The following is a 13,212-nucleotide window of genomic DNA, read 5'->3' on the forward strand; positions in this document are numbered from 1 at the left end:
TCGGCGGCCAAGCAAAGGCAGAAATGATCAAGCTGCACATAGCAGCTTGGTCAATGCCACCTCTTACGCCAACTCAGCTCTTCTTCGCCACCTGCCACGGCGCGTACTCCCAGCACGCCTGGTAGTATTTCCTGAGAATGTGATCCAAACCGCCCAGCTCGAATTCGAAGCCGTAGCGCAACATGCTGTTGCGGTCGCGCACCCAGGCGCCGAGGGTGGTGGCGCTGATCAGGCTGCCGAGCTGCGCGCCTGGATACGTGCGGGCGATAACCACGGCGTCATCTTGCACGGTGGCGTAGTCCTGTTGCGGCGGATAGCTTTCCGCGTGATTGACTTCCACGAAGGAACGCGCGCCGTGCGCCACAATTTGCTTGGCGTGTTCGGCGCCGACGGCGTTGTAGGCGGTGAACAGCACGCCGTCGCGGCGGCATTCCAGGCTCATGCGATGCTGGCCGCCGCGCTTCACTTCGGCGAGGGTGAGATAAGGCTCGCCGTTCTGGACTTGATACGTGGCAGTGAGCGGCAGCCGCCCGTTGTTGGCGATGCGCGCGGCGATCAGCTGGTCAGCGGGAAGCCACGCGGGATCGGCGTGCGCGGCGGTCAGCAGTGGCGCGAGCGCGCTCTGGTCGATGTCCATCTCTTTCAGATACGCGCTGGTGTCGTCCGGATCGGCGGAGGCCTTCGGGTCGACGGCCATTTGCGCGGGGAAGCCGATGCGATCGGCACCGGTCGGCGCCCAGCGGTAGAGCCCGCCGAGATAGGCGTAGACGCAGGCATCAGTGCAGAGCGCAGGCTTGGCCGGCGCGCCGCGCTGGCGCCGTTGCGTGCCCAGGTGGGTCACCATCGAGCCCTGGCGGAACAGGCGGCCCAGTGCGATGCCCGCGTGAAGATCCGCGCCGGAAGCGTTCAAGTAGATATCCGAACCATTGGCGATCTTGCCGCTGCGCATCATGCTCTCGAAGCGCTGCGGCGCATCGGCATCGATCACGCCGGCAAGATAGATCTGCGGCGCCTTGGCCACGGCAAGCGTCAGGCGATCGTTGTTGACCTGAATGCTGAGCTGAGTGGGAGCGGGATCTTGCGACGTGCTGTGGCGCGTGGCCGCGGACGACTGGAGGGCCGGGAGGCCGGCCAGCAGCGCCAGCGCGCCACACAAGACATGACGAAACGGCGCTGTGCGGCCACGGGAACGGCGATCGGCATGACGGTACGGCACTGCAGCTCCTGGCCCGGGAAGCAACCGGCGTTGGCGGTCGCTCAGTGTGGTCAACGGCGGATGTCCCACAGGTGAATATGGCCTTGACGGTATAGCCGCAAGCTATTGCCTGCATCGAAACAATCGAATTCATTTGCTGGAAACAGGGGTCTAGAGTGATTCACAAGCGCGATCTCGCGCCGTTCTTCCTGTTGACCATGTCCGTTTTCCGAGCCCTGTCATGAACACCCGTGTGCTGGGCGGACGCCTGTCCGTCACCGACAACGCGATTGCCTCGGTTCGCGATGTGCTCGAGCAGCGCAGGCGCGGATGGAGCGCGCTGTTGAAGGTGGCGGGGCCGGCGGTGATCGTGTCGGTGGCCTATATCGACCCGGGCAATTTCGCCACCAATATCCAGGCCGGCGCCCGCTATGGCTACAGCCTGCTGTGGGTAACGCTGATCGCCAGCCTGGTGGCGATGCTGTTCCAGGCCTTGTCGGCCAAGCTGGGCATTGTCACCGGCCGCAATCTGGCCGAGCTGAGCCGCCTGCATTTCCCCTGGCCGATCGTGCTGGTGATGTGGGGCGTGAGCGAAGTGGCGGCGATGGCGACGGACCTGGCCGAATTTCTCGGCGGCGCGCTCGGGCTTTCGCTGTTGTTCCACCTGCCCTTGTTGCCGAGCATGGCGATCACCGGCCTCGCTACCTATGCGGTGCTGTCGCTGGAGAAGCGCGGATTTCGCCCGCTGGAAATTGTGGTGGGTGTGCTGGTGACCGTCATCGGCCTGTGTTACCTGGCGGAGCTGCTGATCGCCGATGTGCAATGGCCGCAGGTGATCAAAGGGTTGGTGGTGTATCAGTTGCCGGACGCGCAGGCGGCGAACCTGGCCGTAGGCATGGTCGGCGCCACGGTCATGCCGCATGCGCTGTTTCTGCATTCCGGGCTGACACAGTCGCGTGTGCCGCCGCGCAATGAAGGCGAACGCAGCAAGCTGTTGCGCTTTTCCAATCGCGAAGTAGGCATCACGCTGACCATCGCCGCGCTGATCAACATGGCGATGATCGTGATGGCCGCCGGCGCGTTCCACGGCGAGCATACGGATGTAGCGGAGATCGAGACCGCCTATCACACCCTGGCGCCGGTGCTCGGCGGCGCGGCCGCGGGCTTGTTCCTGCTGTCCCTGCTGGCATCGGGCCTGTCCAGCTCGGTGGTCGGCACCATGGCCGGCCAGATGATCACGCAGGGCTTTATCCGCCGGCAGATTCCGCTGTGGCTGCGGCGCGCGATCACCATGATCCCGAGCTTTGCCGTGGTGGCGATGGGCGTGAATGCGACGCAGGCGCTGGTCGATAGCCAGATCGTGCTCAGCTTCGCGCTGCCGCTGCCGATGATCGCGCTGGTGTGGTTTACCTGCCGGCGCGATGTGATGGGCGATTACCGCAACAGCGCGTGGATCCGCCTGCTGGCGATTGCCGGCGTGATTGTGGTGCTGGGATTGAATGCGCTGCTGCTGATCGAGGCATTCAAATAGACGTCCATCGACGTTCCTGTCATCCGCGCGAATGACAACAACGATCTTCATGCAGCTTTGACGTGGCGTGAAATCACTCTCACATACGCAAGAACCTCGCACATTGCGCCGATGATTCCGCAGGAAAATCCGCAGCAGCATGGCCTCTTTTGCTGTTTGCTCACGACGCAGATCAAAAATAGCAAATTGTCCTGATTTCCCCCCGCAAAACATGGGTGTTTTTCACCCGAGCACCACAAAAAGCATCCTACGCTCCCGCGGCCATTCGGCACCCCTGGGGAGGGGAGCACTCGTTAGTTTCCTCGCAATCTCTTCTTTCTCTTTCGACTACTTTGGGAGTAGCAAGCGATGAATAGAACAGATTCGACCGGAAAACATGCAAAGGGATTTGCCGCCCTCGCGCGCAAGACCTGCGGTCTTTCATTCGCAGTTGCGATGGCCATCGGTGCAGCCAGCGCGGCACACGCCGCACAGTTCTACACCACGCATGTACGCGACGCGGTGACGCAAGCCACCGCCAAACAAGTCGGGACTTTGCCCGCCAACCAGCTGATGAGCATCGATGTGGTGCTGCCGGTACGCGATCAGGCCGGCCTCGATCAGTTCGTGGCCGATGTAGGTAATCCGGCCAGCGCGCAATATCGCCAGTTCGTGACGCCGCAGCAGTTCACGGCACGCTTCGGCCCCACGCAGAGCGATTACAACACCGTGGTGCAGTACCTGACCAAGTACGGCTTCAGCATCGTCGGCGGCAGCCTCGATAGCATGGACGTGCAGGCGGTGGGCCCGGTGTCGGCGGTGGAAAAGGCCTTCAACGTGAAGATGCAGACCTATCAGCATCCGAGCGAAAACCGCACGTTCTTCAGCCCGGATCGTGAGCCGACCACGGCGCTGGCGATTCCGCTGTGGCATGTGTCGGGTCTGGACAACTTCTCGCAGCCGCATCCGCTGTACGTGAAGAAGAGCGACTACGCCGCGGCGCAGGGCATCTCGCCAGAACAAGTCGTTTCGCATGCCACCACCGGTTCGGGTCCGTCGGCCTCGTTCCTCGGTAGCGATATGCGCGCGGCTTATTACGGCGGCACGGCGCTGACCGGTTCGGGCGAGAATCTGGGCCTGTTCGAATACGAAGGCACCAATCTTTCCGACCTGACGCTGTATTTCAAGAATGCCAAGCAGACCAACAACGTGCCGGTATCGGTGATTTCCACCGACGGCACCGCCACCACCTGCAGCGGCAGCTGCACGGATATCGAGCAGACGCTGGATATGACGCAGGCGATCGGCATGGCGCCGGGGTTGGCCAGCCTGGTGATGTATGTCGGCTCCACCGACACCGCGATCATCAGCGCGATGACCACGCACAGCCCGCTGCCGACCACCATCGGCTGTTCCTGGGGCTGGACGCCGGCCGATCCGTCCACGCTCGATCCGTATTTCGAGAAGATGATCGCGCAAGGCCAGACCTTCTTCGCCGCTTCGGGCGACAGCTCGACCTGGTCCAGCAGCAACGAGGCATGGCCGGCTGACGACGCGTATGTGATCTCGGTCGGCGGCACGGATCTCACCACCAGCAGTGCGGCCGGTCCGTGGAAATCGGAAACCGCATGGACCGACAGCGGAGGCGGCATCTCGCCGGACAAGATCGCCATTCCGAGCTGGCAGCAGATCTCCGGCGTGATCAACAGCAGCAACAAGGGCTCGACCAAGTACCGCAACGGTCCTGACGTATCGGCCAACGCCAACTTCACCTTCTACAGCTGCGGCAATGGCACCTGCACCGCCAACGAATACGGCGGCACCAGCTTCGCCGCACCGATGTGGGCCGGCTTCATCGCACTGGTGAACCAGCAGCTGGTAGCGAACGGCAGTGCACGCGTGGGCAGTTTCAACGCCACGATTTATGCGCAGAACGAATCGGGCGGCAAGACCACCAGCACCTACACGACTGATTTCCACGACATCACCAGCGGCAAGTCCGGCAGCTATTCGGCCGTGGCCGGCTATGACCTGGTGACGGGCTGGGGCAGTCCGAAGGCTGGGTTGATTACGACGCTGACGCAGTAAGCAGCGTGGCGAGCCCGGTGCTGCACCGGGCTCGCATTCGCAGGTTGGGTTACCCCGGACGCGATCCGGGGGTAACCCGGCCCGCGGTGGTGCAACGCCACCATGCCTTTTCGTTACCATGACTGCTGATTCAGCGGCCAGGGGCGACGGGCGATGTTCAAGATGCGTGGATCCACTTACGCGATATGGCTTGCACTAGGCCTAGCCGCCAGCGCACATGCCGGTGACACCGAACACGCCCGCTGGCAGCGCGAAGCGCAGGCGGTGACCATTACGCGCGACGACTGGGGCATTGCGCACGTGCACGGCAAGACCGATGCCGATGCGGTGTTCGGCATGGCGTATGCGCAGGCCGAGGACGATTTCAACCGTGTCGAAACCAACTACCTCAATGCGCTGGGGCGGCTGGCGGAAGCGGAAGGCGAGTCGGCGCTCTGGCGCGACCTGCGCATGAAGCTGTTTATCGATCCGGCGCAATTGCAGCACGATTACGCGCAAAGCCCGGACTGGCTCAAGCAGCTGATGAATGCCTGGGCCGACGGCTTGAACGATTATCTGGCCACGCATCCGAATGTGCATCCGCGCGTGATCACCCATTTCGAGCCGTGGATGGCGCTGAGCTTCAGCGAGGGCAGCATCGGCGGCGATATCGAGCGCGTGTCGCTGGCGCAGTTGCAGGCGTTCTATGACGGCGGCGGCCCGGCGCTGGCAAGCGTCGATACGCCGGCAAGCTGGGCCGAACCTTCCGGCTCCAACGGTATTGCGATTGCGCCCAAACTCACTACCGGCGGCCATGCGCTGCTGCTGATCAATCCGCACACGTCGTTCTACTTCCGCTCCGAGCTGCAGATGAGCAGCGAGCAGGGGCTGGATGCCTATGGCGCGGTCACCTGGGGGCAGTTCTTTATCTACCAGGGCTTCAACCAGCATATCGGCTGGATGCATACCTCGACCACCGCCGACAACGTGGATCAGTTTGCCGAAACGATCGTGCACCAGGATGGCAAGCTGTTCTACCGCTATGGCAGCGCGCTGCGGCCGGTGACCACGCGCCAGCTCAGCGTGGCGTATCGGCGCGCGGATGGGTCGATGGCCACGCGCAGCTTCACCGTCTACGCCACCCATCACGGCCCGATCGTACGCGCGCAGAATGGCAAGTGGATCGCCGAGGCGCTGATGAATACGCCGCTGCAGGCACTGCAGCAAAGCTGGCTGCGCACCAAGGCCAGCGATTACGCCAGCTATATGAAAGTGGCGGAACTGAAGGCCAATTCGTCCAACAACACCTTGTTCGCCGACGACAAGGGCGAGATCGCCTATCTGCATCCGCAGTTCATGCCGCGCCGCGACGATCGCTTCGATTACACCAAGCCGGTGGATGGCAGCGATCCGGCCACCGACTGGCATGGCCTGATGCCGCTGGACGAGCTGCCGCACGTGCTCAATCCGCCGAACGGCTGGGTGATGAATACCAACGACTGGCCGTATTCCGCTGCCGGTGCGTATAGCCCCAAGCGGGCGGATTTTCCGCGCTATATGGATACGGTGGGCGAGAACCCGCGCGGTGTGCATGCCACCCTGCTGCTGAGCAAACAACAGGGTTTTACGCTGGCGTCGCTGATCACGCTGGCCTTCGATTCCTATCTGCCGGAATTTGCGCGCCAGCTGCCGATTCTGTTCCACGACTACGATGCATTGCCGGCGAGCGATCCGCTCAAGCAACAGCTGGCCGGGCAGATCGCGCTGCTGCGCAGCTGGGATTTTCGCTGGGGCATTGCCTCGATGCCGACCTCGCTGGCGGTGTTCTGGGGCGACATCCTGTGGGACAAGATGGACAAGGCCGACAATGCCGAAGGCTTGTCGGTGTATGACCGCATGGCCGAAACCGCGGGTGCAAAAGTGCGCCTGCAAGCGTTGCTGGAGGCCTCCGACCGTCTGCAGCAGGATTTCGGCAGCTGGGGCACGCCTTGGGGCGAAGTGAATCGCTATCAGCGCCTTACCGGCGACATCGTGCAACCGTTCAACGACGCCAGGCCGAGTATCCCGGTGCCGTTCACCTCATCGCGCTGGGGTTCGCTGGCCTCGTTCGGCGCGCATCGCTGGCCAGGAACGAAGCGCTATTACGGCACCAGCGGCAACAGCTTTGTGGCAGCGGTGGAATTTGGGCCGCGGGTGCATGCGCGGGCAATTACGGCCGGCGGTGAAAGCGGGCATGCGGATTCGCCGCATTTCAACGATGAAGCGGAGCGCTACACCACCGGGAATTTGCGCCAGGTGTATTTCTGGCCGGATGAGTTGCAGGGGCATGTAGAGCGGGTTTATCACCCCGGTGGGTGAAGTCCCACCCACCGTCATCCCGGCGCAGGCCGGGACCCAGCGTCTTGCACGGCACGAAGTCACTGGGTCCCGGCCTGCGCCGGGATGACGGTTTATAGGTTCCAGTGGGATGACAGCCTGGATGACGGCTTATAGGTAGAGGTCACCGGATTGGCCGGGCCTCACGCTTCGTCCAGACGAATCTCCAGCGGGCCGTCCTTGCCGGCGCAATGCGCACGCAGCGGAATCACCTTCGCCACCTGCATCACCACTTTCGGCAGCGTTTCGCCCAGCTGCTGCCAGCGCAGTACCGCACCGGCCAGCGAATCGCACCAGCCGGTGCGGCGCTCACAGCAGCATTCCAGTTGATGCCGTTCGCCCATCACCGAAAACGCCGGCCCTTCATCGCGCGCGCTGCCGTGCGCGGTGAAATGGCGCGGTTCCTTGCGGCAGCCGGCGCAGGCCGCAAAGCTGCCTTGGGGATGGGTGATCTGTCGCTGCATCATGGGATCACACGCTGCATGGGTGATCGCGAAGCAGATGTGAATCCTGCGTGGATTCAACCTGCAAGATCGCGCCAGGCGCCGGCCAGCTCGGTGGTGCTCATGCCATAGACCGCGTTGCGACCGGAAAGCTTGGCGGTATACAGGGCGCGGTCGGCCGCCTGCAGCAGGGCGTCGCATTGCTCCTCTACGCCGATTTGCGCGTGCGGCAGCACATCCAGCGTCGCCGCGCCGATGCTCAGCGTGATGTGGCCGTACTTGCTCTTGGCGTGCGGAATCGCGAGCGCATTGATGGCATGGACGATCGCGCCGGCCACCTTGAGGGCGCCGATCGCATCGGTGCCCGGCATGATCGCCACGAATTCCTCGCCGCCGTAGCGGCCCACCACATCGCCGTGGCGATGCAGCGCTTTGCGCAGCGCGGTGGCCACCGCACGCAAACATTCGTCGCCGCGCAGGTGGCCGTAATGATCGTTGTATTTCTTGAACGCATCCACATCGAGCATCAGCAGCGACAACGGATGCCCCGAGCGCGTCGCGCGATGCACTTCTTCGGCGAGCACTTCATCCACATGCCGGCGGTTGTACAAGCCGGTGAGGTGGTCGTTGCGGGCATAGTGCTGCAGCTTGCGATTGGTTTCCTCCAGCTTGCGCTCGGCCTGTTTGCGCTCGGTGATATCCATCAGCGCCGCGGTAATGCCGATCACCTGGCCCATCAGGTTGTGCACCGGATTGGCCAGCACTTCGTACCAGCGCTCGCCATGTGCCACTTCATGCGCGGGCACTTCCTTGCCGGCATCCAGCAACAGCAGGCTGCGGCGGATGCGCTCGCCCTCGCCGGGCATCAGCTCCTCCACCCTGCAACCGACCAGGGTCTGCGGATCGCGCGCATGGATCGCGGCATAGGCCGCGTTGGCGGCCAGATAGCGGCCGTCGCGGCCGATCAGGCAGAGCGCGCTGGGCGCCGTGTTGTAGATGGCCATCATGCGGTAGACGCTTTCGCTCTGCGCCATGTCGATATCTGTCACGCCTTGCGCGATGCCGCGATAGCCCTGCCATTGACCGCTCTCGTCCTGCAGCGGCACCGCATCGGCCTCCACTGCCACGGTGCTGCCGTCCGCGCGCAGATGGCGCGAGATCACGCAGGCGAACGGCTGGCCCGGACGCGCATCGAAAAAGCGGGCGGCGCGCGCGGCTTCGTCCGGCGCCATGAAGGCGTAGATCGGCTCGCCGAGCACGCTCTCGGAATCGCGCCCCAGCAGTTGCAACACGCCCTTGGCCACCTTGGTAAAGCGATGGCGCTTGTCGATTTCCCACTGCCATTGCGGGTGCTCGTGGATCGCCGCATGCAGCCGGTCGAGCGCTTCGCCATTCACTTCCAGAAACATCGCGGATACCTCATTGCGGATCGGGCCGGCGCGTGGCCGGGATCTTGGCGGTATCGCTGCACCGTCCTGCTGCGTCCACGGCCAATATCCGGATCTCGCGCTTCCATCCGGAACCTGGCCGTGCCACGCGCACGGCATGCCGGTCCCGGCGCTGCACCAGGGCGGCATGTCTTGAACAGCATGTCTTCCTTGCCGGGTCGCCGGAACGAAGCACGGCTTCGTCCGGTTACGCTCCCTGTGCTACGACATACAGCTTCCTGGCATGGCGCCGCCTTCCCCCTTCCCTTGCCGCAACAGGATCCCGACAGGCATTACTCACAGGGGGTAGTGCATACCTGTCGCCAACGTAAGCTCGCTGACACGCATCCTTCCGTAGACACGCGGGAAAGCTCGAACGCCCCAAATAGGCGTTGCCTTATGGGTGAGCAGGATGCGTTCCCGGCGCGCGGGCCTGTATCGGAGGATTCCTAAAATGCGCGGATTACATAGCCGCGCTGGGCGCCGGTCAGAGCAGACCGTAGGCGCGTGCGTACTCGAATAGCTGCGTATTGCTGGTGACGCCGAGCTTGCGCATGGCGTCGTTCTTCTGCTGGCTGACGGTTTTGACGCTGCGGTGCAATTGCTCGGCGATCTGCGTCACCGTCAGGCCCTGCGCATACAGGCGCACCACCTCGGCTTCGCGCTTGGACAGCACCGCCGGATCGGCGCCGTGCGTGGCGGCCTGCGGGGTGGCGGCATCGCTGACGTGGTCGCGCATGGACTCGCAAATATAGGTGCGTCCGTTGAGCACCGCGCCGATCGCCAGCAGCAGTTCCTTGGTCATCGCCATCTTGCCGACCAGGCCGTTGACGCCGGCGGCGAGCATGCCGCGAGTGAGCGCGGGATTATGCACCATGGTCAGCACGATGATCGGCAGTTTCGGATGATCGCGGCGCAGGCGGCGCAGCAACGGCAGGCCGTCGCCGGTGCCGTCTTCATAGGGCATGGAGAAGTCGGTAATCAGCAGGTCGCAGGGCTCGTCCGCCAGCAGGGCCAGCAGTTCACCACCGCTGCTCGCTTCGCCCACCACCTCGACCTGGCCGAAGCCTTTGAGCAAGGCGCGGATACCCAGGGCCACGACAGGATGATCATCGGCGATGACGATCCGGGTTGTCTCGCCAGGAGGGGACATAGGCAATGCGTACGTGCTCGGTGGGCGGCCCAATGTGGGCATTCTACCTAAAGCACCCAGGCATCCCCGACTGCGCATGTCGATTGATCTTACGTAACAAACAGGCATGATGACGGCTTCAGCGCGGATCCCGGCCCTTGCCCGAAGCCTTCGTCGTGACGTTAGCCTCCTTCATCAGCACTGCGGCCAGCGGCTGGTTCGATGCCGGCCCGGAGTCCCTGGCGATCGTGGTGCTGGCTGCCCTGCTCTGCCTCACTGCCCTGCTGGCGTTGGCAGTGCTGCGTATCGCGTTTGCGCAGCGGCAGAAGCTGGCCGAGGCGGATCAGGCCCTGCAACGGCAGGCCGCGCTGATGCAGGCGCAGCTGGACGCTATTCCGTTTCCGATCCTGCTCAAGGATGCCGCCGGCAGCTATCTGGCGCTCAACCTTGCCTGCCTGCGCCGGCTGGGTATCGATCCCGCGCACACCGTGGGCCGCAGCAGCCTGGAAATCGGCGAACACCGCTGGCTGCCGCAAGTCGACGGCATACCGGTGACCGAACGCATCCACCAGCTCGGGCTGGAAGCGGTGCGCAGCGGCAAGGTGCAGCGCTGCGAACTGGATTACCTCAGCAGCGACGGCCGCCAGCGCACTGGCCTGTTTCTGGAATCGCCCACGCAGGCCGCCGATGGCAGCGTGAACGGTTCGGTGGCGGTGCTGCTGGATATCACCGAATACCGCCAGATCGAATTGAGCGCACGCGCCACCGAGCAAAGCCTGCGCGATATCACCCAGCGCATTCCGGTGGTGGTGTTCGCCGTCCGCCGCGGTCACGACCGGCTGCAGCGGCTGGCCTTTATCGCCGGCAATCTGCGCGCGCTGTTCGGCCTGCAGCAGGACGAACTGGTGGAAAACGGCGACGTGCTGCGCGACTGGCCGTTCCACGACCGCATCCATCCGGAAGATGCGCCCGCCCTGCGCCGCGTGCTGCAGCGGGCCACCCGCCATCGCGGCACCGCCACGCTGGATTTTCGCGCCTACGGCAGCGACGGGCTGCGCTGGATCCACCTGGTGATGGGTACGCGCCGGCTGCCCGCGCGCGGGGTGGAATGGATCGGCTATTTCATCGACACCACCAGCATCAACGCACACAACGAAACCTTGCTGGCGGCACGCGATGCGGCCGAACGCGCATCCAAGGCCAAGGCGGATTTTCTGGCCACCATGAGCCACGAGATCCGCACGCCGATGAATGGCGTGATCGGCATGCTGGAACTGCTCGGCCGCACGCCACTGGATCAGGAACAGCACGAGCTGGTGCATGCGGTGGAAGATTCCGCCGGCGTGCTGATGCAGGTGCTCAACGATGTGCTGGATTTCTCCAAGCTGGAGGCCGGCAACCTGCGCCTGGACGATGCTCCGTTCGATCTGCGCACGCTGATCGACAACGTAGTCGGCATGATGACCGGCCCGATGCACAAGAAGGGTTTGCAGATCGAGGTGGGTGCGGATGCGACGCTGGCCGGCAAACTGCTGGGCGACAGCGTGCGGGTCCGGCAGATCCTGCTCAATCTGCTCAACAACGCCAGCAAGTTCACCGAGCGCGGCAGCGTGGCGGTGGACTTGCGCGTGCTCGGCGACGATGGCCACGCGCAGCGCCTGCGCATCAGCGTGACCGATACCGGCATCGGCATTGCCGCGGACAAGCAGGCCAACTTGTTTACGCCGTTCTCGCAGGCCGAATCGTGGACCACCCGCCGCTACGGCGGCACCGGCCTGGGGCTGGCGATCTGCCGCCATCTGGTGCAGCTGATGGACGGCAGCATCACGCTCAGCAGCCGCCTCGGCGAAGGCACCAAGGTGACCCTGGAATGGCGCCTGCCGGTGGCGCAGCGCGAGGTGGAACGCCCGGCCGAGCTGCCGGGCCGACATGCGATCGTGCGACTGGCTTCGCTGCCTGTCGCCCATGCGCTGGCGGCGCATCTCACCGCCCTGGGCCTGACGGTGGAACAGATGCCGCCGTCGCAGCCGATGCGCAGCGGCATCGCTGCGAATCTGCTGTTTATCGATGCCGACGATCAGGACAGCGCCGCACTGATCGCCGCGCAGGCGATCCTGGTCGACTACAGCGCCAACGGCGCCAGCGGCTACCGCGACGACGAACAGATCTGGCTGCATGCCAATCCGCTGAAATGGCAGACGGTGGCGCGCGTCTGCAGCCTGGCGCTCAAGCCGCTGGCGCCTCCGTCGCACGATCGTGCCGGCGCTGCCGCGACGCCCGCGCCGGCAAGTAAGCCGACGGGCATGCACGGGCGCATCCTGGTGGCGGAAGATCATCCGATCAGCCAGTCGCTGGTGCGGCGGCAGCTGGATCTGCTCGGCTGGTCCTGCGAGGTGGTCGGCGATGGCCGCAGCGCTTTCGATGCCTTGAGCCGCGGCCGCTACGCGCTGCTGATGACCGATTGCCAGATGCCGCAGATGAACGGCTACGAGCTGGCCACCGCCTGGCGCCGGCATGAAGCCGCCACCCGGCACGGTGCGCGCCTGCCGATCATCGCCATGACCGCCAATGCGCTGGACGGCGAAATCGAACGCTGCCGCGAAGCCGGCATGGACGATTACCTGAGCAAGCCGCTGCAATTGCGCCAGCTCGAAGAAAAACTGCGCGCCTGGATGCCGCAGGCCGATACCGACGCCGGTCATGCCGCTATGCCGCCATTCGAGCAGGACGCGTTTGCCGATCCCGGCCTGCAGGACATGCGCAACGAAATGCTGCGCGTGCTGATGCGCACCAGCGAAGCCGACCTGCAGCAACTGCAGCAGGCGCTCGACCAGGGCGACAGCCAGGGCGCCCAGCGCGGCCTGCACCGGATCCTCGGCGCGCTGCAGCTGTTTACCCAGGGCAGCGTGCTCAGCGACGGCCGCACTCTGCTCGATGGCCTGGCCGCCGACGATGGCGCGCCCGCGCTGCGGCAGGTGCCGGCCTATCTTGAGCGGCTGCGCGGCACGCTGGCCGAGCTGGCCGAGCTGGCCCGGCAGGCCGACCATACTTAAATGTATGGA

8 protein-coding genes are annotated in these 13,212 nt (G+C 64.4%); 4 read left to right on the forward strand and 4 right to left on the reverse strand.

Features of this window, described 5'->3' with window-relative positions; translation table 11 throughout:
* Nucleotides 1–73 precede the first annotated feature (73 nt).
* Nucleotides 74–1,216 carry a hypothetical protein gene (locus IGX34_RS18570; RefSeq protein WP_338015507.1) on the reverse strand — a complete coding sequence of 381 codons (1,143 nt, stop codon included), beginning with the start codon at nt 1,214–1,216 and terminating at the stop codon, nt 74–76.
* A gap of 220 nt (nt 1,217–1,436) precedes the next feature.
* On the opposite strand from IGX34_RS18570, the gene IGX34_RS18575 reads away from it, so the two are divergent.
* The 3 genes from IGX34_RS18575 to IGX34_RS18585 all read left to right on the forward strand — a co-directional run bounded on the left by IGX34_RS18575 (nt 1,437) and on the right by IGX34_RS18585 (nt 7,130).
* On the forward strand, nt 1,437–2,726 hold the full coding sequence (locus tag IGX34_RS18575; RefSeq protein WP_192557237.1) for an Nramp family divalent metal transporter: 1,290 nt from the start codon (nt 1,437–1,439) through the stop codon (nt 2,724–2,726).
* Nucleotides 2,727–3,161: 435 nt separating this feature from the next.
* Nucleotides 3,162–4,793: a S53 family peptidase gene (locus IGX34_RS18580; RefSeq protein ID WP_192557238.1), complete on the forward strand. Its 1,632-nt coding sequence runs from the start codon at nt 3,162–3,164 to the stop codon at nt 4,791–4,793.
* Between the two features lie 153 nt (nt 4,794–4,946).
* Nucleotides 4,947–7,130 carry a penicillin acylase family protein gene (locus IGX34_RS18585; protein WP_225737589.1) on the forward strand — a complete coding sequence of 728 codons (2,184 nt, stop codon included), beginning with the start codon at nt 4,947–4,949 and terminating at the stop codon, nt 7,128–7,130.
* A gap of 161 nt (nt 7,131–7,291) precedes the next feature.
* On the opposite strand, the gene IGX34_RS18590 is transcribed toward IGX34_RS18585, so the two are convergent.
* The 3 genes from IGX34_RS18590 to IGX34_RS18600 all read right to left on the reverse strand — a co-directional run bounded on the left by IGX34_RS18590 (nt 7,292) and on the right by IGX34_RS18600 (nt 10,171).
* On the reverse strand, nt 7,292–7,615 hold the full coding sequence (locus IGX34_RS18590) for a hypothetical protein (RefSeq protein WP_192557239.1): 324 nt from the start codon (nt 7,613–7,615) through the stop codon (nt 7,292–7,294).
* A gap of 53 nt (nt 7,616–7,668) precedes the next feature.
* A complete protein-coding gene (locus tag IGX34_RS18595; RefSeq protein WP_192557240.1) occupies nt 7,669–9,000 on the reverse strand; it encodes a sensor domain-containing diguanylate cyclase in 1,332 nt (443 codons plus the stop codon).
* A gap of 505 nt (nt 9,001–9,505) precedes the next feature.
* Complete coding sequence (locus IGX34_RS18600; RefSeq protein WP_192557241.1) at nt 9,506–10,171, reverse strand: response regulator; 666 nt, start codon at nt 10,169–10,171, stop codon at nt 9,506–9,508.
* 155 nt (nt 10,172–10,326) lie between these two features.
* Here IGX34_RS18600 and IGX34_RS18605 point away from each other — a divergent pair, with 155 nt between their 5' ends.
* Complete coding sequence (locus tag IGX34_RS18605; RefSeq protein ID WP_192557242.1) at nt 10,327–13,203, forward strand: ATP-binding protein; 2,877 nt, start codon at nt 10,327–10,329, stop codon at nt 13,201–13,203.
* Nucleotides 13,204–13,212 lie beyond the last annotated feature (9 nt).

It is taken from the genome of Dyella acidiphila (genome assembly GCF_014863405.1).
In the GTDB taxonomy this organism is placed as follows: Bacteria; Pseudomonadota; Gammaproteobacteria; order Xanthomonadales; family Rhodanobacteraceae; genus Dyella_B; species Dyella_B acidiphila.

Excerpts from the sequence above, each read along its gene's own strand:
- IGX34_RS18575 (WP_192557237.1), top strand. The coding sequence starts at position 1,437 with ATGAACACCCGTGTGCTGGGCGGACGCCTGTCCGTCACCGACAACGCG.
- IGX34_RS18580 (WP_192557238.1), top strand. The coding sequence starts at position 3,162 with ATGGCCATCGGTGCAGCCAGCGCGGCACACGCCGCACAGTTCTACACC.
- IGX34_RS18585 (WP_225737589.1), top strand. The coding sequence starts at position 4,947 with ATGTTCAAGATGCGTGGATCCACTTACGCGATATGGCTTGCACTAGGC.
- IGX34_RS18590 (WP_192557239.1), bottom strand. The coding sequence starts at position 7,615 with ATGATGCAGCGACAGATCACCCATCCCCAAGGCAGCTTTGCGGCCTGC.
- IGX34_RS18595 (WP_192557240.1), bottom strand. The coding sequence starts at position 9,000 with ATGTTTCTGGAAGTGAATGGCGAAGCGCTCGACCGGCTGCATGCGGCG.
- IGX34_RS18600 (WP_192557241.1), bottom strand. The coding sequence starts at position 10,171 with ATGTCCCCTCCTGGCGAGACAACCCGGATCGTCATCGCCGATGATCAT.